General features: G+C 43.3%; 22 protein-coding genes. 16 read left to right on the top strand and 6 right to left on the bottom strand.

Features of this window, described 5'->3' with window-relative positions:
• Positions 1–242 precede the first annotated feature (242 nt).
• A complete protein-coding gene (locus B6N13_RS02820; protein ID WP_169458450.1) occupies positions 243–1,583 on the top strand; it encodes a Na+/H+ antiporter NhaC family protein in 1,341 nt (446 codons plus the stop codon).
• A 171-nt stretch (positions 1,584–1,754) separates the two neighbouring features.
• Here the strand turns inward: B6N13_RS02820 and B6N13_RS02815 are convergent, their stop codons facing one another.
• A complete protein-coding gene (locus B6N13_RS02815) occupies positions 1,755–2,189 on the bottom strand; it encodes a GFA family protein (protein WP_169458405.1) in 435 nt (144 codons plus the stop codon).
• 116 nt (positions 2,190–2,305) lie between these two features.
• Positions 2,306–2,998, bottom strand: coding sequence for a YafY family protein (locus B6N13_RS02810; protein WP_169458404.1), 693 nt, complete (start codon positions 2,996–2,998; stop codon positions 2,306–2,308).
• A 123-nt stretch (positions 2,999–3,121) separates the two neighbouring features.
• On the opposite strand from B6N13_RS02810, the gene B6N13_RS02805 reads away from it, so the two are divergent.
• Positions 3,122–4,216, top strand: a complete 1,095-nt coding sequence (locus tag B6N13_RS02805; protein ID WP_169458403.1) for an MBL fold metallo-hydrolase — start codon at positions 3,122–3,124, stop codon at positions 4,214–4,216.
• A 134-nt stretch (positions 4,217–4,350) separates the two neighbouring features.
• Here the strand turns inward: B6N13_RS02805 and B6N13_RS02800 are convergent, their stop codons facing one another.
• Positions 4,351–5,205: a LysR family transcriptional regulator gene (locus B6N13_RS02800; protein WP_169458402.1), complete on the bottom strand. Its 855-nt coding sequence runs from the start codon at positions 5,203–5,205 to the stop codon at positions 4,351–4,353.
• A 256-nt stretch (positions 5,206–5,461) separates the two neighbouring features.
• Between B6N13_RS02800 and B6N13_RS02795 the strand changes: the two genes are divergently transcribed.
• Positions 5,462–7,429 (top strand): ligand-gated channel protein, encoded by a 1,968-nt coding sequence (locus B6N13_RS02795; protein WP_169458401.1) that lies wholly within the window; start codon positions 5,462–5,464, stop codon positions 7,427–7,429.
• A 164-nt stretch (positions 7,430–7,593) separates the two neighbouring features.
• On the opposite strand, the gene B6N13_RS02790 is transcribed toward B6N13_RS02795, so the two are convergent.
• Positions 7,594–8,970, bottom strand: a complete 1,377-nt coding sequence (locus tag B6N13_RS02790) for a glycine--tRNA ligase (protein WP_169458400.1) — start codon at positions 8,968–8,970, stop codon at positions 7,594–7,596.
• 346 nt (positions 8,971–9,316) lie between these two features.
• Between B6N13_RS02790 and B6N13_RS02785 the strand changes: the two genes are divergently transcribed.
• The 3 genes from B6N13_RS02785 to B6N13_RS02775 all read left to right on the top strand — a co-directional run bounded on the left by B6N13_RS02785 (position 9,317) and on the right by B6N13_RS02775 (position 11,021).
• Positions 9,317–9,760, top strand: a complete 444-nt coding sequence (locus B6N13_RS02785) for a DUF3429 domain-containing protein (protein WP_100637314.1) — start codon at positions 9,317–9,319, stop codon at positions 9,758–9,760.
• Between the two features lie 107 nt (positions 9,761–9,867).
• Positions 9,868–10,260, top strand: coding sequence for a DUF393 domain-containing protein (locus B6N13_RS02780; protein WP_100187912.1), 393 nt, complete (start codon positions 9,868–9,870; stop codon positions 10,258–10,260).
• Positions 10,261–10,298: 38 nt separating this feature from the next.
• Complete coding sequence (locus B6N13_RS02775) at positions 10,299–11,021, top strand: SDR family NAD(P)-dependent oxidoreductase (RefSeq protein WP_169458399.1); 723 nt, start codon at positions 10,299–10,301, stop codon at positions 11,019–11,021.
• 39 nt (positions 11,022–11,060) lie between these two features.
• Here the strand turns inward: B6N13_RS02775 and B6N13_RS02770 are convergent, their stop codons facing one another.
• Positions 11,061–11,789, bottom strand: coding sequence for a DUF1826 domain-containing protein (locus B6N13_RS02770; protein ID WP_232728912.1), 729 nt, complete (start codon positions 11,787–11,789; stop codon positions 11,061–11,063).
• Positions 11,790–11,933: 144 nt separating this feature from the next.
• Between B6N13_RS02770 and B6N13_RS02765 the strand changes: the two genes are divergently transcribed.
• Positions 11,934–12,401 (top strand): Lrp/AsnC family transcriptional regulator, encoded by a 468-nt coding sequence (locus B6N13_RS02765; protein WP_100187915.1) that lies wholly within the window; start codon positions 11,934–11,936, stop codon positions 12,399–12,401.
• 19 nt (positions 12,402–12,420) lie between these two features.
• Here B6N13_RS02765 and B6N13_RS02760 read toward each other — a convergent pair whose 3' ends face one another.
• The gene (locus tag B6N13_RS02760; protein WP_169458398.1) at positions 12,421–12,681 is read right to left on the bottom strand and encodes a DUF5062 family protein; all 261 of its coding nucleotides are present in this window, start codon (positions 12,679–12,681) and stop codon (positions 12,421–12,423) included.
• Between the two features lie 328 nt (positions 12,682–13,009).
• Between B6N13_RS02760 and B6N13_RS02755 the strand changes: the two genes are divergently transcribed.
• The 9 genes from B6N13_RS02755 to ggt all read left to right on the top strand — a co-directional run bounded on the left by B6N13_RS02755 (position 13,010) and on the right by ggt (position 25,330).
• A complete protein-coding gene (locus B6N13_RS02755) occupies positions 13,010–13,699 on the top strand; it encodes a GntR family transcriptional regulator (RefSeq protein ID WP_100637317.1) in 690 nt (229 codons plus the stop codon).
• 28 nt (positions 13,700–13,727) lie between these two features.
• Positions 13,728–14,606 carry a methylisocitrate lyase gene (gene prpB / locus B6N13_RS02750; RefSeq protein ID WP_072840362.1) on the top strand — a complete coding sequence of 293 codons (879 nt, stop codon included), beginning with the start codon at positions 13,728–13,730 and terminating at the stop codon, positions 14,604–14,606.
• Between the two features lie 93 nt (positions 14,607–14,699).
• Positions 14,700–15,839, top strand: coding sequence for a 2-methylcitrate synthase (gene prpC, locus B6N13_RS02745; protein ID WP_169458397.1), 1,140 nt, complete (start codon positions 14,700–14,702; stop codon positions 15,837–15,839).
• 40 nt (positions 15,840–15,879) lie between these two features.
• Positions 15,880–17,379: a 2-methylcitrate dehydratase gene (gene prpD / locus B6N13_RS02740; protein WP_169458396.1), complete on the top strand. Its 1,500-nt coding sequence runs from the start codon at positions 15,880–15,882 to the stop codon at positions 17,377–17,379.
• A gap of 124 nt (positions 17,380–17,503) precedes the next feature.
• On the top strand, positions 17,504–19,609 hold the full coding sequence (locus tag B6N13_RS02735) for a GNAT family N-acetyltransferase (protein ID WP_169458395.1): 2,106 nt from the start codon (positions 17,504–17,506) through the stop codon (positions 19,607–19,609).
• A gap of 269 nt (positions 19,610–19,878) precedes the next feature.
• On the top strand, positions 19,879–20,871 hold the full coding sequence (locus B6N13_RS02730; protein WP_169458394.1) for a TRAP transporter substrate-binding protein: 993 nt from the start codon (positions 19,879–19,881) through the stop codon (positions 20,869–20,871).
• 168 nt (positions 20,872–21,039) lie between these two features.
• Complete coding sequence (locus tag B6N13_RS02725) at positions 21,040–21,717, top strand: TRAP transporter small permease (RefSeq protein ID WP_072840367.1); 678 nt, start codon at positions 21,040–21,042, stop codon at positions 21,715–21,717.
• A 15-nt stretch (positions 21,718–21,732) separates the two neighbouring features.
• Positions 21,733–23,346, top strand: a complete 1,614-nt coding sequence (locus B6N13_RS02720) for a TRAP transporter large permease subunit (RefSeq protein WP_072840368.1) — start codon at positions 21,733–21,735, stop codon at positions 23,344–23,346.
• Between the two features lie 226 nt (positions 23,347–23,572).
• Positions 23,573–25,330 (top strand): gamma-glutamyltransferase, encoded by a 1,758-nt coding sequence (gene ggt / locus B6N13_RS02715; RefSeq protein ID WP_248280200.1) that lies wholly within the window; start codon positions 23,573–23,575, stop codon positions 25,328–25,330.

The raw sequence follows: 25,330 nt of genomic DNA, 5'->3' as shown, positions 1-25,330 counted from the left end.
TTTACAGTTGGTCGATTAGAAATTAAATTAGTCGCGCTCATTTTCTTCAGAAAATAGTTCTCTCTAAAAGGTATTCAGCTGTGACTAAAGCGCTGATCCTTTCCTCCCAAATACAATATGTGGATGCTATGAACGAAAAAGTTTCGAATGTGCCTAATACGCCACCATTCAAGGTGATCGGTATTGCCTGTGTAGTGTGTCTAATCTTGGGCTTTGGAATTCTGAATCCTGGTAGTTTGCCAATTAACTCTGTGGTGTTGGCGATTGGACTGATGATTTTCCTTTGTGTTGCGCGAGTTCCTGTCACTATTGCTCTAATCGCTTCCGCTTTGGTGGGTGGTATGCACAGTGGGCTTTCCACTCAAGAAGCCATTGCGGCGATCAATGACAATTTGTTGGTCGGTTCGCAAGTCGGTATGACCTACATTATGGTGGGTGCTCTTGCGGTTGCCCTTGCTCGCAGCGGTGTGCTCGATTTGCTCACTAGAAAGTTGGTGAGCATGCTGGGCAATGAAGATACTCGCCACAAAAACAAAGTGAAGTGGCTGCTTTATGGAATTTTCATGGTCGCTTCGATCTTATCTCAAAATGCCGTACCTGTTCATATCGCTTTTATTCCTGTGATGATTCCGCCTCTTTTGGTTATTTTTAATAAGCTGCGTATTGACCGTCGCGCTATTGCTTGTATTTTGGCGTGCTCAATCAGTTCTAGTTATTTATTACTGCCTACAGGCTTTGGGGCGATTTTCTTAAATGAAATTTTGTTGGCAAACGTCAATGAGGTCGGCTCTGCATATGGTCTAGCGGTAACGGCTGACATGGTCCCGAAAGCCATGTTTTTGCCTGTTATGGGCATTCTTGCCGGTATGTTGGTGGCGATATTTTTCTCTTACCGCAAACCTCGTGACTACACGACAAATGAAGCGGCTCAGCAGCATCTTGATAAAACCAAAGACACTGTGTTGAAACCCTTCCAGCTGGTCATGACACTAATCGCTATATCAGTCACTTTAGTGTTCCAAATCACGTTTGATTCGCTGCTTGTGGGTGCCATGATAGGTTTTATGATTCTATCGATTTCAGGCATATTTCGTTGGAATCAACAGGATGATGTCTTCACTGAAGGCATGCGAATGATGGTGCAGATTGCGGTAATTATTACCATCGCGTCTGGCTTTGCGGGTGTGTTAGAAGCGACTGGGGAAATCAAACCTTTGGTACAAGCTTCCGCTGAAATGATCGGTGATCACAAAGCTTTAGCAGCGGCTATCATGTTGATTGTTGGGTTGTTTATTACGATTGGCTTTGGTGATTCATTTGCCAGTGTGCCAATTCTAGCGCCTATTTATATTCCTCTCGCACTAACTTTAGGCTTCTCGCCAATGGCGGCGGTTGCATTGTTGGGTGCGTCTGCGGCACTGGGTGATGCGGGCTCACCAGCTTCAACTATTACTCTTGGCGCGACCTCTGGACTCAATGCCGATGGTCAACATGATCACGTTCGCGATTCGGTTATTCCTACCTTTATGCACGCTAACTTCGGCATGATAATCTTTGCTTGGATTGCCGCCATGATTCTGTAAGGCATGTATCCCCTTTTTTGACTCCTGTACGAAAAGCCTAAAGTACAAAAAAACTAAAGTACAAAATACCTTTTCAACAGCGATATAAAGCCCCGGAGACGGGGCTTTCTTCCCTAAATGACATGAAGACGAGAAGGTGTTATCAGCAGCAAAAATAGTGACACTATCAAATCACTCTTTAGCCGTCGTACTAACAGCAGAAGCAAAATACGCCATGATTTCTGCTCTGGTCATTTCTTTCGTTTTATTAGAAAAGCAATAGTAATCAGGACGTTGATCACTGAAATATTGCATGTCCATTTCAATACTATCAAGGTTTGAGAAAATCCCTACTGACATGTTATGGGCACCGCTTTCTTTCAACTTATAAAATAAATGCGTACCGCATTCTGCACAAAAACTCCGTGAAGCCCATGCCGAAGAGTCATACTCTTTGATGTGATCTTGGCCTTCAATCACCACGTCGGTACCACATTGAAGCGCAAAAAAAGGCGCACCACTCCAGCCGCGACAAGAATCACAGTGGCAAACGGTGAATTTAGGATTGATCTGATTGGCCACGATGGTCACCGCGCCACATAAGCACTGTGCTTTTGCTTTTAGCATTAGGCTACTCCTCATTAAATAAAAGCTTTTGAATGTATGTCTCAATACATTTTATGATCACCTAATGACAGCCCTATGTCAGGGGTAAAAACTTATTTATAATAACGATGAAACCATCAACCATAACGACAAAAATAGTCTTCTAGCGTCATCTCGTGGGGCGCAAATGTTTCGGAGAGTAAATCAAGGTTTTGTATTCTGTCTAAGCGGAAGTTTCTAAAATCTTGTCGTAAACGACACCATGCAACCAGTATCCAGCTATTTCTCGTGCTTAATAAAGCAAAGGGTTCAATACGTCTTTGCGTCAATAGACCGGCTTCATCCGTGTAGCCGATATCAATGAGAAAAAAGTTCGTTAACGCGCATTGTAGTGTCGATAAATTATCGCTGTTTTTCTCTTGCATCTTCATTTGGCTAAATTGCGTTCGTTCAGAGAGAAGATTAACCTTCGCTTTGCTCTCACTATTGAGCGACGACTTAATTTTATCAATGGCATCAGAGTAATCTTTTACCAGCGAAGAATCCTTATTATGAAGTACCAACTGCTCAACCATCACCAAAGCATTAGCCTCGTTTTCGGTAAACATAATAGGCGGCAAACGATAGCCGTCTGCCATTCGATAGCCTTTACCTTCTTCTGTATAAATAGGGATACCCGAACTTTCTAATGCTCGAATGTCTCGGTAAATCGTCCTGACACTTACAGAAAACCGAGCCGCCAACTCAGTCGCCGTAACTAACGAATTCGCCTGTAATTGTGTCGTAATCGCTGTTAACCGCGAAAGTCGTTTTACATCACCGTCACCCAAAGTACTTTCCCCATTTAAAGATCTGAAGTCTTGATGCTTGCGTATTATTAGCTAAGTTCTACTGTTGAATTTAAAGTATAAGCCCAAATTATAAGCTGCTATTAACCTAAAAGTGATTTTTCCATGTTTGTGATCAAACTCTTTCTTGCCTTGATTCTTGTGCTTGTTCTAGCGGTTTATATCGTTAACCTGAACATTATGTCCAAAGTTAATCCCATCAAGGAAGTCACGTCCGCGCCTTATAAAGACGCTAAGTTTCACAATACTGCACCGCGTAAGCCTATGTCTTTTGCAGACACGGCTACTTTGTGGGTGCGCTTTTTTACTGAGAAAAAAGTCGATACTACGCCAAACATCAATATTCCGGTACGTGCTGTTAGCCGAGTAGATTTAGATATGCTGAGTAATGATACGCTGCATCTGGTTAAGCTTGGGCATTCTTCTATTTTGCTCAAGGTGTATGGCGAATATTGGCTGATTGATCCTGTATTCTCGGATCGCGCTTCGCCCTTTCAGTTTGCTGGCCCAAAACGATTTCACCAGCCACCCATTAGTTTAGAAGACTTACCGCCTATCGATAAGGTGTTGATTTCCCATAATCATTACGATCATTTGGATAAAGCGAGCATCAAGGTTTTATTAGCCAAAGCGAAGCAATTTTTGGTGCCAAAAGGCGTTGATGGTGACTTAGTTGATTGGGGCGTTGAGGCAAATAAAATTACTACTTTCGATTGGTGGCAGGAGCTTCAAACTAGCCAAGGTTTGGTAGCCTTTACACCGACTCAGCATTTTTCAGGACGAGGTATGGGCGATGGCAATGCGACCTTATGGGGAGCTTGGGTAATCAAAACACCGCAGGAAAGCATTTTCTTTAGTGGCGACTCTGGTTATTTTTCAGGTTTTAAAGAAACGGGCGATAAGTACGGGCCATTTGACCTCACTATGATAGAAACGGGCGCTTACGATAAAGACTGGGCCGATATTCACATGAAGCCAGAAGAAAGCGTTCAGGCTCATATCGACTTACAAGGAAAAGTGATGATGCCGATTCACAATGGCACTTTCGATCTGGCTTTTCATACATGGCATGATCCGTTTGACCGAGTGGTTGCTGAATCAGAACGTCGAAATGTGACCTTAAGTACACCTGAATTTGGTCGTATTTTTTCTATTAACGATTTGCCCCCTCTAACGACTTGGTGGCAAACAACACCTTAATTTCTCTATTCGCCTTTGTTCTTTTCAGCACTTTTACTCTCTGTTTTTGGGCAGTAAAAGTGCTGCTAACAAGACAATAGAATTAACACTCTAGACTTAATAAAAGGTCTTCGCTTCTTCTCTTAAGTATTGAATCAATGTGTGCATTTTTTCGGTAAATGACCAAAAGGATATTGTAGGTAAACAGGTAATGATTTGCCCTTCCACTCAGGTAAACAAGAGACAAACACTTCAGGATGGCGCTTTAAATGTTTTTCAGCAAAATAATGTGGCAATAATCCTACACCTTTTCCTCGGATAATAGCCTCAGCGTGAAGTATGTATTGATCCACTGTAAGACGAGACTTAGGTAAATCAAAAGACACATCTCCCTGCGTTTCATGCTCTAGTACTATGTTGTTTTGCTCATTTTTAAGCGTATCGACCCAAGCATATTGATTTAGCTCACTTGGATGTTTCAAAATTCCAATTCGCTCTAAATATTCGGCGCTAGCATATAAACCTTGGCTTAATGTGCCTATCTGTTCTGAGCGCAGTTGATCGTTGATAGGCTCCCCCACCCAAACGCAAACATCATTACTTTTTATCTCTTGAGATAGCTGATTACCTGTACGTACCTCAATATTAACTTGAGGAAACTCATCCAAAAAATCAAACATTAGCCAAGAAAACCAACCTCGAAGCAAGGTTGTATGAACATAAACCACTAAAGATCCACTAATTTCATCTTTTAATTCTTCAACGGCTTTATGACCTTCATCGGCGACATTGAGCATTTTTTTTGCAAAAGGTAAAAACTTAATTCCTGCTTCATTAGCGAAAAGCCGATTGGCTTGACGGCGTAATAACGGCTGATTTAATGCTTGTTCCAAATGGCTAATACGACGGCTCAGGGTAGACTTAGATACCCCCAATTTTTGAGCACTTTCTTTAAGACTGCCCGTTTCCATCACAGAAACGAATGTCCTAACTTCGTTCAGATCGTACATTCACTTTTCCCCTGATCTACCTATAAACATCCCTAAGATGCAGTCCAAATTTTGCTTTTCTGTTCGTTTTAATACGGCCCCCATAAAACCAGCTGATCTTGAGGTCTCTTGTAGGTGTTGCAAAAAGAGGAACAAAACGTGCCACCACAAAAAGTAATTATTATCAGATAATGCAAACGATAAGCGTTCTTAATATCTTTTATGCAATAGATTATACGAGATAAACACTACTTCTACCACGGAGAAATTGTTCATAATGACCCCTTCAGCTCGCCATTATAAACTGACCACTTTAGCCGCACTAATCAGCGCCACAACGTATTCTGCAACGCTGCTAGCAGAAGAAAGCATTGTCGACCTAGATAAATTGGTTGTATCTGCTTCTGGTTATGAACAACAAATTTCTGATGCGCCAGCTTCTATAACGGTAATTACTCAACAAGAACTTGAAAAGAAAGCTTATCGAGATGTTACCGATGCTTTGAAAGATGTTCCTGGCGTAATGGTAACGGGTGGTGGTTCGACAGAAGAAATATCCATGCGCGGTATGAGTGGAAAATATACTCTAATACTGGTCGATGGAAAACGCCAAGGCTCCCGTGAAACAAGACCAAATAGCGATGGTTCAGGTATCGAACAAGGCTGGACTCCGCCGCTATCAGCCATTGAGCGCATTGAAGTAATTCGTGGTCCAATGTCTTCACTTTACGGTTCCGATGCGCTTGGCGGTGTCATTAATATCATAACTAAAAAAGTACAAGATAAATGGGGCGGCGAGCTATCGTTAAGTACCACGATTCAAGACAGCTCGGCGTCAGGAGATAGCCAACAAGCCGACTTAATGTTGAGTGGACCTTTAGTAAAAGACAAACTCGGCTTGCAACTCTATGGACAAGTTTCACAACGTGACGAAGATAAAATTGTCGACGGTTACGCTGATCAAGAAATCAAAAATGCAACGGCAAAAGTGTCGTGGGCCATATCCGAAAATCAAAATCTGATATTTGAAGCTGGTAAAGAAGAACAAACACGCTATCGCAACCCCGGTTACTCTGTTGCTGCCGATGGAAGTGTATCTGAGCAAGACTATGACCGTGAACACTACGCTATCACACATTCAGCGAGCGCAAATAACAAGAACATTGAAACCTATCTAACCCACGAAAAGATAGATAATTCTAGCCGTGATATGTCCTATCAGAATACAGTTCTCAATAATCAAACTGTACTACCATTTAATACAAACGTATTAACTGTTGGCGGGCAATATGATTATCAAAAACTAGAAGATGGAAGCAATGAAGCCGGCAATGGTATAGACGAGTTAACACGCTGGAACGCATCACTATTTGCAGAAGATGAATATTTTATTACTGACAATCTTTCGATTACTGGTGGCTTACGCTACAACGAAGATGAAAACTATGGCTCCAATATATCACCACGTTTGTACAGTAACTGGTCATTCGCTCAAGACTGGACACTAAAAGGTGGAATAAGTACTGGCTACCGTTCACCAGATCTTCGTCAAGGTAGCGAGGGTTGGGGACAAATATCTGGCCGTGGCTCAGCACTTATTTTGGGCAATTCTGATTTAAAACCAGAAGAAAGTACCAGCCATGAAATTGGGCTTTACTGGGATAATCAGCACAGCACACAAATCAGCACAACGTTATTTCATACAGACTATAAAGATAAAATTACAGAACAGCGTATTTGCGATACTACAGCTGGAGATGCAAGTTGTTCGTACTCAGGCAATTCTTATACCTTCATCAGTGAACGAACGAATGTAGACCGAGTAGAAATGCAAGGGATTGAATTTACTTTATCCCATGAGTTCTCAAACATTATCAATGTGGTGGGGAACTATACTTATACAGAGTCAGAGCAAAAAACAGGTAGTTTTGCTGGTGAGCCGTTAAATCGTCTGCCAAAACACATGGCTAACGCGACCCTTAACTGGGATGCAACACCCAAGCTTACTTCTTGGACTCGTATAAACTATCGTGGAGAATCAAGCGAAGGTTTAAACCGCACCTCAATGCAGGAAGCGATTCCTTCCTATACCTTTGTGGATACAGGCATTAGCTACAGCATCAACGATGCCATTTCTGTTTATGCAGGAATTTATAACTTGCTAGATAAAAAAGTAGATATTGAAAACTACGATACGGTATTAGATGGTCGTAGATACAACGCTAAAGTAAAAATGACGTTCTAAACTATATAACTTTCGTTTTCCCTTAGTGCGATTCGCACATAAAAGACCGCAACTTATTTGCGGTCTTTTTTTTGGTGTCACTTTTTATCAATGAATAAAATCATAGACATAAAAAAACCACGACTCTCAAACGAGAGTCATGGTTTTTAGATCATCAACAAAAATTAGTTTTGGTTGATGAAGTAGTTAATCACGTAAGCTGGAAGATCTGCCGCGTTCACAACAATCTGTTCCATAGTGTCACGATCACGAACGGTTACTGGTGCGCCTTCTTGCTCGATAGAGTCGAAGTCGACAGTCACACAGATTGGCGTACCCACTTCGTCATGACGACGGTAGCCTTTACCTACGTTACCGGTGTTTTCATAAAGAATACGACCAAGGCCAAGCTTCTGAAGCTTGTTTTTCAATTCTTTAGCAAGAGCAACGATTTCTGGCTTGTTCTTCTTAAGCGGCATAATAGCCACTTTGATAGGCGCTAGGTGCGGTTTGAACTTAAGTACAGTACGAGAAGTGCCGTTTGGTAGCTCTTCTTCCGTATAAGCTTCTGTCATTACAGCCAATAGACCACGGTCTAGACCAGCAGAAGGTTCAATACAGAAAGGCACTTCCCATTTATTTTCTTCAAGATCGCGAATCGCCAACTTAGCCGTTGAATGCTCGTTCTTTTTCACTTTCGCAGAAAGACCGAACTCTTCTTGTGCTTTGGTGTGAGAACCTAGATCGTAGTCTGTACGGTTAGCAACGCCTTCTAATTCTTCAAAACCATGTGGAAACTTGTACAAGATATCCACAGTAGATTTTGAATAATGAGCTAAGTCATCGCCAGTCACATATTCAAACTGGATATTCTCTTCTGCTAGACCTTGATCCAACCACCATTGTTTACGAGCGTTAACCCAGAATTCATGCCATTTTTCATCTTCACCTGGCTTACAAAAGAATTCTAATTCCATTTGTTCGAATTCACGAACACGGAAGATGAAGTTACGCGGAGTAATTTCGTTACGGAATGATTTACCGATCTGCGCGATACCAAATGGCAAAGTGCGAGAAGTCGAATCAACAACGTTTTTGAAGTTAGTGAAGATACCTTGTGCGGTTTCTGGACGAAGGTAAGTGTAAGACTCTTCGTTCACCATTGGGCCAACGTTGGTTTTGAACATCAAGTTAAAATCACGAGGCGGAGTAACATTGGTAGAACCACAGTTATCGCATACTTTGATGTCTTTCATGTGGTCAGCGCGCATACGAGATTTACATTCGTGACAATCTACCATTGGATCGGTGAAAGTATCTTCGTGACCAGAATATTTGTAGACGTGTTTGTTTTGGATAATCGCAGCATCCAAACCTTCTACATCGTCACGCTCATATACCATTGAACGCCACCAAGCGGCTTTTAGGTTGTTTTTTAATTCAATACCTAGCGGACCGTAATCGTAAGCACCTTGCATACCACCGTAGATTTCACTGCCTTGGAAAATAAATCCGCGACGTTTACATAGGGAGACGAGTTCATCCATTGTTTTAGCTGGCATTTCTAAACACACCTTAAGCAAAATTCGTTAATGAGGACATAAAAGCCAATCTGGCATCATGTTCAAGTAATAATAGCCGTCCATTGTACTCGTTGACCCTATTTCGCTCAATGGCGATTCCACGCAAGCAATGAATAAGTATTCTTTACCCTTTTTCAAACAACGGCAGGCAAGATAACACCTGCATATCCCAGCCAAATGGCCATAACAAAAAACTTTACACTTTTATGCACAAAAATAGGACAAAATAAGGAACTGGATTGCTGTTTTAAAGTCCATTTTGTTAGATAATTCGTATTGTTTACATATTCTCATTTACATATAGCATTTATTTAAAGGTAACGGCATGCGTTCTTATAAGCCAGTAGTGGCTACATTAGCAATATTGGGTATTTTTCCATTTCTCTTTGCGACGTATTTGAGCCTAACTAACGGTAGCTTCCTTGGTAAATCTGGAGTGACACTTTTTGCAGCTTATGCAGCTGTTATTGTTAGCTTTATTGGCGGAACAATGTGGGGACGATTAATAGAATTACCTGAAAGTCGTAACGGCGCAAAACTACTTATATGCTCTTTCGCAACCGTATTCGGCGCTTGGGTTTCCTTGCTGTTAAAAACACCGGAACTGTCGGTTGTACTTTTGTTACTCAGCCTAATAACTATTTTCTGGGTTGATGCTCGTTGGTTAAAGCAAGCCAATAATGCAAAGCCGTATTACACCTCGCTAAATTTCGGTTTAACATCGGTTACCTCTATTATGCATTTGCTGGTTCTGTATCCACACTATTAAGCCTGCCATCGCGAAACCTGCAATAACAAACTGATCTAACTCTCTCTTCGCTACGTATCATTACTAGACAATCACACTAGACAGTCACACTAAAAGAGTAATGATACATGCTAACAATCTTCTACGATGGCCATTGCCCTCTTTGCGCCGCTGAAATGCAAACATTGCAGTCATTAGATACGCAAAAAAAACTACAATTAGAAGACATTCACGCCGATAGTTTTAGTGAGAGATTCCCTTATATTGATAAGGTCGAAGCTGATAGATTACTGCACGGCCAACTCGCCAATGGAAAAATCATCAAAGGATTAGACGTAACCTGCCTTGCTTGGAAACTGGTCGGAAAACACAAATGGATGCAGTTGCTCCGCTGGCCGGTAATTCGTTTTTTTGCGGACATGGGTTACAAATTCTTTGCGCGCTACCGCCACCAAATATCATCGTTTGTCACAGGAAAACCGCGCTGTGAATCCTGTTTAAAAGACCGCTGCGACCTGTAAACCATCTAGTTTATTTTGCCTATTCTCGGAGTCTTAGTATGTCATCCTTTTATGCCTTGGTGATTGGTGCGAGTAGTGCGATTGCACAAGCAGCGATACAACAGTTCGAAGCGGATAAAGACTGCCTTGGCGTATTTGCCGTCAGTCGATCCTTACCAAACTCTGAAACCGCCACAAAAACACAATGGCTAGAGTCTGATTATAGTGAAGACAGTATTCAGCAGATCTGTAAAAGCCTTTCCGCCTATTCTGGAAAGATAAGCAAAGTATTGATTTGCAATGGCATATTACACAACAGCATGATGCCAGAAAGAAAGTTAGAAGAAATCAGAGCCTCTCAGCTAGAAGCTATATTTCACACCAACACTATTATTCCCATGCTGTGGTTGAGCCAGCTATTACCCATTTTACAAGGTGAACAAGCTACTCAAGTGGCGTTATTTAGTGCTCGAATTGGCAGCATTTCGGATAATAAAACCGGCGGCTGGTACAGCTATCGAGCCTCAAAAGCGGCATTGAATATGCTGATTCAAACCAGTTCCGTGGAATACGCCAGAAGAGCAAAAAACGTTAAGTTCATCGCTTTTCACCCAGGCACTACAGACACACCACTTTCTAAACCTTTCCAACGATCGGTGCCGAAAGACAAACTCTTCACTGCAGACTTTGTAGCGACTCAACTTTTATACATCATGGGAAGTGTCACCATGGATAACAAAGCGGCTTATCTTGATTGGAATAACCAACCGATTGAATGGTGATTTTTTCAAACACCACTCAAGGAAGAAGTAGGTGATTTGTTAAATCATGTCCAAGCTTAAAAACAATCGCTTATTTTCAAGGCTTGCCGAAGGCGAACGATGAACCACTCCTCGGCCTAATGACGTTGGCCATTCGTCACCTTTCATTAACGCCACATCACCCGCCTTTAATTCATTAATACGCCCTTTTTCGTGCAGGCCACTATCGTGATCCGCCACATGACCACCTAACCCCAAGCGATCTCTTATCACATGAGCCTCATGTAGCCACTCACTACCGCTTCCGACATAAGTTGATACCAATCGACAGGGAATTTTATCCACATGAAAACGCGGGCACATAGCGTTGGAGAGCACATTTAGGCGCAAACCGACTTCTTTAAGGTCAAATAAACACGCAAACATGTCGACCAATAACGTCACGTCTTCCACAAACAAGGCTTTATTTTGAGCCTCAGGCAGAAGCTTAGTTAACGTGGTGTTAAGTTGGGCTGAATTTCCTTGAGATTTGAAAACAAAATTCGGCGCAGATACTAATAAAGATTCTGCATATTGCGACAACAGACCAAGCGGCCTTTGCCAAATCGCCATACTAATGTTGTTTTGATAAATATCAGCAAAAACGTCTTGATGAGAGGATCTCACCACCCCCATTAATCGCGGATTTTTATCTAAACTAATTTGATCCATTCGTTCTGTATCAACGAAGTTGAGATCAATATTCGTTAAATCAACCGATTGCGACATTTTTTGTAAACTAAGATTCACCTTCAAGATAACTTCCTCTAAAAATGCAGACAGACTAATAACATCAAAAACAAATATGTTACGTTATAACATTTTATAAATAAAGTATTGAAATGAAGTAGGCGAATCCATTATGTTAATCTCGACTTTTAAGAGATGGATCACATGGAACAGTTAGACTCAACCGATCGTAAGATTCTTAATTTGCTGCAACACGATGGCAGCCTGAGTGCAACTCAAGTAGCGGATAAGATCGGCTTGTCACAATCGCCCTGCTGGCGACGTATTAATCGCCTAGAACAAGATGGTTATATTCGTTCGACGCAAGCAATTTTAGACAGAAACAAATTGGGATTGGGCATCGTCGTCTTGGTCAATATCAAACTCTCTTCCCATGGCCGAAAAATGCTGGATGAGTTCGAGCAAGCGATTGTCGACTATCCCGAAGTGGTCGAGTGTTGGACGATTTCTGGTGCAATGGATTACAGCTTAAGAGTGGTTTCCAACAGCATTGAAAGCTATGAGCACTTCTTGCGTAGCCAGTTATTGCAACTGCCACACATACAAGAAGCGCAAAGTCACTTCACCATGCGTGAAGTAAAAAATATCACCACTCTTCCGCTGGACTTTTAATTATTAATCCAGCCACTGCTTATTTAAGCAGTGGATCATCTTTAGGTAATAGCTTCTGAATCCACAACGCCAGTTTGTGCTTCATACTTGGCAAGTCTTCTTTGTCCGCAGGCAAACCCACTACCAACTTATCAAGCACTAATAAACGATAAATTGCCTCGGTTTTTTTATTAGCAGACATGGTTGAAGAAAAACCTGCATAACCTCGTTTAAGGGCATAGTTCTCGCCAACTTGAATGGCTTTTTTACTTAGGGCCGCTTCATTTTTAATTTTTTTCATAGTTTCCCCTACTTGTTGGGTAATCAAACAAACCGCCAAGCGAACAAGCCTAGCAAAGCGATTGTCGACACATTTGATCATAACAATATTCAAATGATTCTCCCGACTTTATCAGCTTTTGATATTCAACCAAGCGTTTCTAATCAATAAAGCCCAAAAATCACTTAATAAACACAATGTTAGTAGCTTATCTCTCCTCTATCACGCTCACACGTACGACTAAAGGATAAGATAGGAACCAATAAATTGTCGACAATCTAACTTGATAAATCGAAAAAATACGACTATAACTAGTCACATTGTCAACAATAAAGCTTTTTGTCCATTTATGAACAACCTTATTTCGATCAAATCCGCGACACTGTCTGAAGACATCGCCCAGCAGCTCACCAACGCTATTGTGCAGGGTCATATTCCCCAAGGCAGCAAGATTTCAGAGCCAGAACTTGCCAAGCAATATGGCGTCTCTCGTGGGCCATTAAGGGAAGCTATCGTTAAATTAGAAGGGCTTGGTCTGGTTACGCGCACCGCTAATGTTGGCGCTCGTGTTATCCAACTAAACACACAAGATATGCTCGACACCTTCACTATGCGTGAGGCCTTAGAAGGCATGGCAGCTCGATTAGCTGCCTCCACTATGCCAGCGGACGAAATAAACAGTTTGTATTCACTACTCGATAAACATCAAGCGCACCTAGATGCCAACCAAGATGAACACTACGTACAACAAGGCGGGAATGACGATTTTCACTTACGTATCATTCACGCCAGCGGCAACGCCAAGCTTATTCGTTTATTAACAGAAGAATTGTACGCGGTAATTCGCATGTATCGACGTCACACGGCGGATCAACGCAGCGATCCACGCCAAGCATTACGTGAACACAAAGCCATTCTCGATGCGATTGCAAATCACGAAGGTGATCTAGCAGAACTACTCATGCGCCGCCATATCAGCCGCGCCAGCCAGCTATTAAAGCAAGCGATGGAGCATTCCTCTGTCGCTTCCCGTACTTAATTAAAATCGTTCTAAAGAGAGGAAAATAATGACAATACTTTCAGCAGGCGCCCGTTTTAGACAAGCCGTCGCAACCCAATCCCCATTACAGGTTGTTGGCGCCGTGAACGCTTATTGCGCCATGATGGCAGAGCAAACAGGTCATCATGCCATTTACTTATCTGGCGGCGGTGTTGCTAATGCCTCCTATGGTTTGCCAGACCTTGGCATGACAGATTTACACGATGTATTAGAAGACGTGCGGCGTATTACTTCCGCTTCGAATTTGCCATTACTAGTCGATATCGATACCGGCTTTGGTGGCGCATTTAATATCACTCGAACCATTCAGCAAATGGAAAAAGCTGGCGCGGCGGCAGTGCATATTGAAGACCAAGTACAACAAAAACGCTGCGGACATCGCCCGAATAAAGCCATTGTCAGTCAAGACGAAATGGTCGATCGCGTGAAAGCCTGCGTCGACGCTCGTGTCGATGACAACTTTGTCATCATGGCCCGCACCGATGCTCTGGCTGTGGAAGGCATGGAATCGGCCATCGAGCGAGCCATTGCTTGTGTCGAAGCTGGCGCGGATATGATCTTCCCAGAAGCCATGATCACTTTGGATCAATACAAAGAATTTGTTGCTGCCGTGAAGGTGCCGGTTTTAGCAAACATCACCGAATTTGGCGCTACACCTTTATTCAGTAAAGAAGAATTGGCCAGCGCTGGCGTGGATTTGGTGCTCTATCCACTGAGTGCGTTTCGCGCAATGAACAAAGCCGCACTAAACGTATATCAGCATTTATTGAACGACGGCCACCAGCGCAACGTAGTCGACAGTATGCAAACTCGTAATGAGCTTTATGAATTTCTCAACTACCATGAATATGAAGACAAATTAGACGCGCTCTTCTCTAAGAAATAAGAGCATAAGAAATAAGAACTTAAGATAACAACAGGTAAAGCGTTTAAATATTTTCAACGAATCTCAAGACAAATAAAAATATGAGGTAAGAAAATGGCTAAAGTACTTTCTGGCGCAGGCCTACGCGGCCAAAGTGCAGGCGAAACAGCACTCTGTACCGTTGGCAAAGCGGCCTCCGGATTAACCTATCGCGGCTACGACATTGATGTCTTAGCGGACAAAGCGAGCTTTGAAGAAGTCGCTTATCTCCTGCTGTACGGAAAGTTACCTAACCGTACTCAGTTACACGACTACGAACAAAGACTGATGAGTTTACGCAGCTTGCCTGAAGAGCTAAAAGCCGTCTTGGAACTTATCCCAGAAAGCGCTCATCCAATGGATGTGATGCGCACCGGTTGTTCTTTTTTAGGCAATCTTGAACCAGAACTCGCTTTTGAAAAGCAACCATCGCTAGCCTTACATACCGCTGATCGATTGGTCGCAACGCTGCCTGCGATGGTCGTTTATTGGTATCGTTTCACCCACGATGGCGTACGTGTTAATACTCATAATGCCAACGTACCTTCTTTGGCTGGTCATTTTCTCACCATGCTGCATGACAAAGAACCAAGCGCTCTTCATACACAAGTGATGAACGCGTCTTTGATCTTGTATGCTGAGCACGAATTCAACGCTTCAACCTTTACCGCTCGTGTTTGTGCTTCCACCTTGTCAGACATGTATTCATGCGTTACTGGCGGTATCGGCAGCTTACGTGGCCCACTTCATGGTGGCGCAAATGAAGCTGCGATGGACATGATAGAACCATGGAAAACCCCTGACGAAGCCGAAGCGGCGTTGATGCAAAAACTTGCCAATAAAGAAAAAGTCATGGGCTTTGGTCACGCTATTTACAGTGAACGCGATCCACGCAATGACATCATCAAAAAATGGGCAAAAAAACTCAGCGAAGACGTTGGCGACGATCATTTATATACGGTCTCAGAACGTTGCGAAGCCGTGATGTGGCGCGAGAAAAAACTCTTCTGCAACGCGGATTTTTTCCACGCCAGCGCTTATCGTTTTATGGGGATTCCAACCAAATTATTTACGCCAATTTTCGTTTGCTCTCGTGTCACTGGCTGGGCTGCTCACGTCATGGAACAACGGTCGAACAATCGCATTATTCGACCAAGCGCCGATTATATTGGACCAGATCATTCTGAATGGGTTGATATTGACGACCGTCATTAACCCAACATCAGCATTAAAATTTAACGATTAAGGAAAAGAAATGAGCAACAACGTAGATTTAAACAACCGCCCGGATTACGACCAAGTCATTCAAGACATCGCGGATTATGTACTGAACTTTAAAGTAGAAAGCCAAGAGGCCCTAGACACTGCTCGTAACTGTTTAATGGACACCTTGGGCTGTGGCTTACTCGCCCTACGCTTCCCAGAATGTACCAAGCACCTTGGCCCAATAGTACAAGGTACTGTTGTTCCAAATGGTGCTCGTGTACCGGGCACGTCTTTGTCTCTCGACCCTGTAAAAGCGGCATGGGACATTGGTTGTATTATTCGCTGGTTGGATTACAACGACACGTGGTTGGCGGCAGAATGGGGACATCCTTCCGATAACCTAGGTGGCATTTTGGCGGTAGCGGATCATCTTTCACAAGTTCGACTATCGAAGGGTGAAAGCCCGATGACCATGCGTGAAGTGTTAGAAGCCATGGTAATGGCCCATGAAATTCAAGGCGTTATTGCCCTAGAAAACTCTTTCAACCGTGTGGGTTTGTGTCACGTTTTATTAGTGCGTGTTGCCTCAGTTGCTGTGGTAACCAAGATGATGGGCGGCGACAGAGAACAAATTATGGCGGCAATTTCACAAGCTTGGGTCGATGGCTCTGCTCTGCGTACTTATCGTCATGCGCCAAACGCAGGCTCACGCAAGTCTTGGGCCGCCGGCGATGCGACCTCTCGTGCAGTTCGCTTAGCGGACATGTCGATGCGAGGCGAAATGGGCATTCCTGGTGTGCTAACGGCAGATCAATGGGGCTTTTATGATGTGTCCTTCTCGAAAACCAACAAAGACCAAGCTATTAAACCGGAAGACAAGCGTCAGTTTTCTTTCTCGCAAGACTTTCCACAATGTTATGGCACGTACGTGATGGAAAACGTCTTGTTCAAGATCTCTTTCCCAGCAGAGTTTCATGCTCAAACTGCGGCCGAAGCGGCTGTTACTTTACATCCTTTGGTGAAAGATCGTTTGGCAGAGATCGACAAGATCGTTATTCGTACTCATGAATCGGCCATTCGCATCATTTCCAAATCCGGCCCATTGGCGAATGCCGCCGACCGTGACCATTGCTTGCAATACATGACCGCTGTGCCATTGGCGTTTGGTAACTTGGTCGCCGAACATTATGAAGATGACTTTCATGCAGCTAACCCAATCATCGATGAGCTGCGTAACAAGATGGAAATCGTCGAAGACAAACGCTTCACTGCTGAATATTTAGAAGCGGATAAACGCTCTATTGCAAATGCGATTCAGGTATTCTTTAAAGATGGCAGCAGTACTGAAGAAGTAGTGGTGGAATATCCAGTTGGACACCGTCGTCGTCGTGAAGAAGGCATTCCGTTGTTAGAGCAGAAGTTTAAAAACAACTTGGCAACGCGTTTTCCGAACCGTCAGAGCCAAGCTATTTTTTCACTCTGTAAGGATCAAGCCGCCCTTGAAAGCACAGCGGTAAATCGCTTCATGGACTTATTTGTTATCGCGTAAACTTAACAAGCGCTGGCGCTTCCTTGTGGTCACAGTATGATAGAGGCCTTTGCATGATGTCACGAGCAAAGCCAAAACGAGGCGAAGGTCTCTAATAATGTGATCACTAGGAAATTTAATTTTTATGTCTGACAACCACCGCCACTGTTTTATATTAAAGGGCTCGCCTCGCGAGGTTTTGTCAGACTTTCTTCGTCTGTGTGAAAATTTCTCTACTCCACTAATTGCCGCTCATGATGTGAGCCAGTATGACGAGTTACTCGTTCCGTCGTTAAAAACGAAACAATTTAAAACCTGTTCTTTTAAACAAGTCCGACAAGAACTAGGCAGCAATCATGACGCTATCTTGGTGGATTTGACTCATGGCGTATCTGCCAGTGCATTGGCTATTTTGTCTGGTACGGTTCGAGGCAATGGCCTCTTTGCCATTGCACTGCCTGATGTCGAGTGGTTATCAATGGCAGATCAAGACTTGTCGAGATATTTACCTTGGCCTTATGAGCCAGAACAAGTGACATCGCACTTTAAACATTACCTGCTCGATAAATTACAAGACGCGACATCACCTTTTAAATTATTACTCTCTGGCAAGAATAAAAAACACAGCGTAAACCCGTTACCGGCTTTAAAACCAATAGAACCTAACGCGCAGCTAACCCAAGAACAAGCTGAAGCTCAGTCGTGTTTATTTGCAGAACTAGCCAAATCCTATGTACTAATTGCACCACGTGGCCGAGGCAAATCCACCTTATTGGGCGACAGTTTGGCAAAGCTAGTCAAAGAAGGAAAACGTGTAGCGATCACCGCGCCTAATCAGGACGCTATTGTGAGTCTTAAATCTCGCTTTGAGCAGGTGCTTGATCAAGACAAAGCTACTCTGCCTTTTTTCGCTCCTGATGCTCTGATAAGTAACTCGACTCACTGGGATTTTCTCTTTGTTGATGAAGCGTCCATGATTCCTTTGCCCATGCTTATAGAATTAAATCAGAAAGCTGAGCATTGTCTTTTTAGTACCACAGACTATGGCTATGAAGGCGCTGGTAAAGGCTTTGGCATTCGCTTTTGCCACTATTTAGAATCACAAAAAACTTCTAAAACATTGGCGCTGCAGCAACTAACTTTGAGCCTGCCAATTCGATGGGGGGGAAATGACCCACTGGAAAACTGGATCAATGATTGCTTCTTTTTAGCGAATCCAGAGCCTAACTTTGACGCACCTAATAGTACTAATAAAAGTATGACTAAGCCGACAAACTTTAGTCATCTTACTGGCGCTGATTGGCTAGAAAACACTAACTTGCTCGCCGATACTTTTCAATTATTGGTAAGCGCTCACTATCAAACTTCGCCTGACAACTTGCGCTGGGTGCTAGACGACCCTTCCGTGTCGACATATCTTTATCTATCAGAAGGAAATGCCCAAAGCGTTGCGATTATTACCGAAGAAGGCAACCTGCCAAGCTCACTCTGCCAAGAAGTCATGCAAGGGAAACGTCGACCAAGAGGACATTTAGTACCACAATCTCTACTTGCTCATGAAGGCGTTGAAAACGCCGGACAGTACTGTTACTGGCGCATCGGCCGAATTGCAACGGAACAAAGCCAACAAAATAAAGGCTTGGCGAGTCAACTACTTACGCATATCGAAACCGCAGCCAATGATCGTTGCGATTTTCTATGCAGCAGTTTTGCAGCGACTCCCGATGTGGTGTCTTTTTGGTTAAAGAATGGTTACGTACCTGTTCGATTGGGAACTGCCAAAGACCAAGCAAGTGGCAGCTACTCTTTGATGATGGTGAAGCCAACGACGGAGCACGCCACTAAGCTAGCCTACAAATGGCAAGCACGATTTATTGAACAGTTTCTAATTAACTTGCTGCTGCAATATACCGACTTATCAACCGATTTGGTTATGCTCATTCTAGGTCAAAAATATTATCAACAAAACGAACTTCCCGTGCTGGCTAAATTGTCATCGCAGGACTTGCAGGATATAGAGCTATTTGTAGAGCATCATCGTCAGTTTGACAGTATTCGCCCTGTTTTCCTCAAAGCGACACTGTCTCTTGCTTTAACAGGCCAGTTAACCCCCAAGGATCCAACCCACCAACTATTAATCGAAGCCGCTTTAGGCCGTAATACCGAACATAGCCGTCTAAAAGCGCAATTATCTGGAAAGAAAGCCATGCACCAAACCTTCAAAAAGCTTTTAACACAAACTCTTAAGTGAAAATGGGTGAATAACCACCCATTAAGAATTTAATTATGAGTGTAATCCCCCCTATTAAACTTCTTCCATAAAGCCTAAAAACCACAAATAAAATAATTTTACAAATAAAATCAAACACTTAAATAAAACATAAAGACTTGGCACAGATTGTGTAAACAGTATGAATAGCACCACCTGTTTTGCTTTGTCTGTATCTGGCGAAAAACCAGAAAAAATCAGGCTAAAAAACCGGTACACAATAATAATTCAGTTTTTGGAGTTTTATAAAAATGAAAAAAATCAGCCTTGCTCTAACATCTTTAGCACTTGCTCTTTCTGCTACTACTGCGATTGCTGCCTGCGATCCAGGTGAGCGCGTTGTAAAATTCAGCCACGTAACTGGCGGTACCACTCATCCTAAAGTGGTTGCTGCAAATAGCTTCGCAGAACGTGTAAATAAAGAAATGAATGGAAAATTGTGTGTTGAAGTTTTCCCTAACTCCACACTATTTGGTGATTCAAAAGAACTTGAAGCTCTACTTTTAGGCGACGTTCAACTGCTTGCTCCATCACTTTCTAAGTTCGGTTCTTACACTGATAAATATGGCGTGTTTGACCTTCCTTTCATCTTTAAAGACATGGACCATGCAATTCGCTTTACTAAAACCAAAGAAGGTAAAGCGCTATTAACAGAAATGGATGACTACGCAGGCTTTGTTGGTTTAGGTTACTGGATGTCTGGTATGAAATACTTTTCTGCCAAAAAACCACTTTTGATCCCTAGCGACGCAAAAGGCATGAAATTCCGCGTACAAACGTCTGATGTTGCAAAACAAATGATCGCGGCAATGGGTGCATCTCCTCAAGCTATGGCGTTTTCTGAAGTATACGGCGCGTTACAAACTGGCGTTGTAGACGGACAAGAAAACACTTGGTCTAACATTTACACGCAAAAATTCTACGAAGTTCAAGACAGCACAACCGATACTAACCATCAGTTGTTGGCTTACTTGTTCATGACATCTTCTGAATTCTTGAAGAGCCTTTCTCCAGAAGACCGCGCTCAATTCACTCAAATTGCGGATGAAGTAACACAAGAAGCAAACTTGAGTGTTAAAGCAGCGGAAGAAGAAAACCGTCAAAACATAATCAAAGCTGGCGGCAAGATCAATACACTTACTCCAGCGCAACGCCAAGAATGGGTGAATACAATGAAACCTGTTTGGCAACAATTTGAAAGCTACATTGGTAAAGATTTGATTGACGCTGCTGCCGGCGCTTAATCTATTTTTATCCCGCAGCGAGCTGACCTTAACAGGTCAGCTCTTGTGGTTTTATTCTGTGCTTTCTTGGTCCGCAATCTCTCATCAGCGACTGATCCTAGAACCTACGAGAAACCCCACAAAGCTGCACTTTAACTTGTTCTGGTCCACTTAGTTAAGGAGACCCCCATGGCACATTGGCCGCATCTTTACTTACTTATTTTTATTATTGTTCTTTGGCTATTAGAAAAGCGCTTCCCAAAAGTCATGGAACGAGCTGAAGAAAACCTACTGATCCTCGTTATTTCGTCAATCATGGCGGTATCCTTTGGTCAGGTAATCGCTCGTTATGGGTTTAATACTGGCTGGGACGCAGCGCTTGAATTCAACATGGTGGCTTTCTCTTGGCTAATTCTATTAGGCATGAGTTACGGTATTAAAACCAACCTTCACCTAGGTGTCGACATTGTTTTAAATGCGGTACCAAAACGCATCGCAAAAGCATTGTCTTTATTTGGTGCTGCAGCAGCCATGCTTTACGGACTTATCCTACTAGACTCTACGTGGCTAGCAATGCTTGGCGTAGACGTTAGTGGTGGCGCTATCGAGTATTGGTTGAAAATGTTCAAAATTGGCATAGGTTCAGAAGAACTTCGTTACCCTGAATTTGTACAAGAAATGTTTGGTTTACGCCCTCGTGTTCACCGCTGGATAGTTCTTGTTGTTCTACCAATCAGCTTGGCTTTACTTTCTTATCGTTCTTTACAAGCATTCATCGATATTGCCCGCGGCAAACGCGACATGTTGATCAGTGGCCATGAGGCACAAGATCTTGTTAAAGAAAACCAAAACGTCTTGAAAGACTAGCGCAGGAGCATCATTGTGGAATCAATCATTCTATTTTTATTAGTAATCGTCCTGTTGTTTATTGGCTTGCCGGTTGGTATTTCATTGGGCTTATCGTCCATACTGTTTATTGCTTTTTTCTCTCACGACTCATTATCGTCAGTCGCGATTTCTCTGTTTGGGGTTGGTCAGCACTATACGTTGTTGGCTATCCCGTTTTTCATCATTGCCTCGTCTTACATGTCGACGGGTGGCGTAGCGAAGCGTTTAATTAACTTCGCAATTGCCAGTGTTGGTCACTTCCGTGGCGGCTTGGCAATGGCGTCTGTATTGGCTTGTATGATGTTCGCAGCCTTGTCTGGATCTTCTCCAGCAACCGTTGTAGCCATTGGTACTATTGCTATTGCAGGTATGGTTCAAGTAGGTTATTCAAAAGACTTTGCAGCCGGTATCATTGCTAACGCAGGTACGCTGGGTATTTTGATTCCGCCTTCTATCGTTATGGTGGTCTATGCGGCTTCTGTAAACGTCTCAGTTGGCCGTATGTTCTTAGCAGGGGTGATTCCTGGGTTAATTGCTGGCGGTATGCTGATGTTGGCGATTTACGTGGTCGCTCGTATCAAAAACCTTCCTTCTGAAGAATGGAAAGGTTTTGGTAATCTAATTCGTGGTGGTAAAGAAGCAGGCTGGGGATTGTTCCTAGTCGTAATCATCATGGGTGGTATTTATGGTGGTGTATTTACACCAACTGAAGCGGCGGTTGTTGCTGCTGTTTACTCTATGTTTATTGCCTTGTTTGTTTACCGCGACATGGGTCCTTTAAAAGGCCAAACATGGACAAACGATAACGATGCACCACATGCCCGTGTTGGTTTTAACGGTACAGTGTATGGCGTATCTTTCTTCCTTGTGTGGGAGATCATGTCCTTCTTCGCTTTTGCAGACAGTGAAACCGTCACTGGCGGTGATCGTGCATTGTGGGGCGCCATCATCTCGATTGCTATCGCTATTTTCTATGTCTATAAACGTTCAAGCAAACTAGAAGAATCTGTTGGCTCTTGCTTAGCTGCAGGCACGCCAATCTGGGGACGTAACTTGTCCATGATGCTACGCGGCTTCTTCCCTTCTTTGTTCGGTGAAGAGTCTCGCAAAGTAATGCTAGAAGGTACTAAAACAACGGTTATGTTGATGTTTATCATCGCCAACGCCTTGTTGTTTGCTCATACCTTATCGGCAGAACGTATCCCTCAAGCAATCACTGAATGGATGCTCGACGTTGGCTTTAACTGGTTCACTTTCCTAATCGCCGTTAACATTTTGTTGTTGATTGGTGGCCAGTTCATGGAACCATCAGGTTTATTGGTTATCGTTGCTCCTATCGTGTTCCCTATTGCAATGGAGCTGGGTGTCGATCCAATTCATCTAGGTATCATTATGGTGGTTAACATGGAAATCGGTATGATCACGCCACCAATTGGTTTAAACCTGTTTGTTACCTCGAGTATAACGGGTATGAGCTTAGCCCGAGTGGTGAAAGCTGCGATGCCGTTCGTATTAGTATTGATGGTGTTCTTAGTGATGGTAACTTACATCCCTGCACTATCTACTGCGCTACCGTACAGCATTATGGGACCAGAAATCGTTCAATAACAATTCCTCTAGTCCTAAGTGTTCTTAGCAACACATGCAAAAAATTTATAAAGTTTAGCGCCCTCCGGGGCGTTTTTTTATACCTACACAAAACGAACGATACGCGACATTTTCGTTTTCTTTTCTCTAAAATCACATCATTGTTTATTTTATGGCTTCACGCAGCAGCGTATTTTTGTTTTGATGGGACCAGACAGTTTCCACTTTCATCAATAAGGATTTTATGATGCTAAAAAAGCGCTGGTTACAAGCCTTAACCCTCGTTCCTTTGCTTGCCGTTAGTCAATTCAGTATAGCTGCAGAACAAGCAGCTGATGGCGTTGCGCCAGAAGAAGCGAGTGGTATCGAAAAGAAGAGTCTAGCTCACGCTCAGAAATTCATGGTCGCTACCGCCAATCCAGAAGCCAGTAAAGCCGGTTACGATGTGTTAAAGGCTGGCGGTTCTGCTATTGATGCTCTGGTTGCGGTACAAATGGTACTTGGCTTAGTTGAGCCTCAATCGTCTGGTTTAGGCGGCGGCGCTTTTGTTGTGTATTACGATGCAGCAAATCAAAAACTCACTACATTTGATGGCCGAGAAACAGCACCTCAAGAAGCCACACCAGAACTTTTCCAAGATGAAAATGGTGAGCCACTGTCCTTCTACGATGCCGTTGTTGGCGGTCGTTCTGTCGGCACGCCTGGCACAGTCAAATTGATGGGCGAATTGCACGACCGCTATGGCACCATGCCTTGGGAAGATTTATTAGCACCAGCAACTAAGCTCGCGCAAGAAGGCTTTATTGTATCTCCTCGCTTAGCAGATGCGATTAAAGGCAGTGAGGAGCGCTTAGCTCGTTATCCAGAAACCAAAGCCTACTTTTTTAATCTCGATGGCACCCCACTTGAAGCAGGTAGCCGCTTACAAAACGCCCAATATTATGAAACCTTACGCTTCCTCGCTACGTATGGAGCTGATGAATTCTACACAGGACAAATTGCGAAAAAGATTGTCTCTCAGGTACGTGGAGCGCTAGATAACCCAGGAGTTTTATCCGAACAAGATTTTCTCAGCTATCGCGTAAAAGAGCGAGCTCCGGTGTGCTTGCCTTATAAGGAATATGATATTTGTGGCATGGGGCCACCAAGTTCTGGCGCATTAACGGTCGGCCAAATTCTTGGTATTACCGAACAATTTGATCTAGCGGCTTTAGGTCCAAACTCACCTAAAGCGCGGCAAATCATCGGCGATGCATCGCGTCTTGCCTTTGCTGATCGCGGTCGTTACATAGCTGATACAGACTTTGTACCTATGCCACAAGGTTTATTGGACAAACCTTATTTAGCCGAGCGTGCAAAACTCATTACTAAAGGCAAAGCCCTTGAAAGCGTTGAAGCTGGTGAACCTGAGTGGCGTCATCCAATTAAACAAGCTAACGACATTGCCATCGAGTTACCTTCCACAAGCCATATTTCTATTGTAGATAAAGACGGCAATGCTGTGTCAGTTACCACCACAATCGAAAATGGTTTTGGCTCGAATTTAATGAGTAATGGCTTTTTACTAAACAATGAACTGACAGACTTTTCATTTAAATCTCACCAAGATGGCTTCCCAATTGCCAATCGCTTAGAACCCGGCAAACGCCCTCGCTCTTCTATGTCACCAACCATAGTGATGAAAGACAACAAACCTTATTTGGTTGTTGGCTCACCAGGTGGTTCTCGTATAATCGGCTACGTAGCAAAAACACTTATTGCTCATCTTGAATGGGGCATGGACATTCAGGAAGCCATCACGCTGCCAAATATGCTCAACCGCTTTGGCACCTACGATCTTGAAAAAGGCACAGAAGCAGAAACCTACGCTAAGGCTCTAACCGACATGGGTTTTAAAGTATCTGTGCAAGATTTAAACTCTGGTGTACAGGGTATTGTCGTAGAGAAAGGCGGCTTACTTGGTGGGGCTGACCCAAGACGAGAAGGTTTGGTCTTAGGCGACTAA

The sequence above is a fragment of the Marinomonas sp. UCMA 3892 genome, from assembly GCF_012726345.1.
Taxonomy (GTDB): domain Bacteria; phylum Pseudomonadota; class Gammaproteobacteria; order Pseudomonadales; family Marinomonadaceae; genus Marinomonas.
The sequence above is the reverse complement of the archived record's forward strand: the minus strand, read 5'-3'. Positions and strand labels throughout refer to the sequence as shown.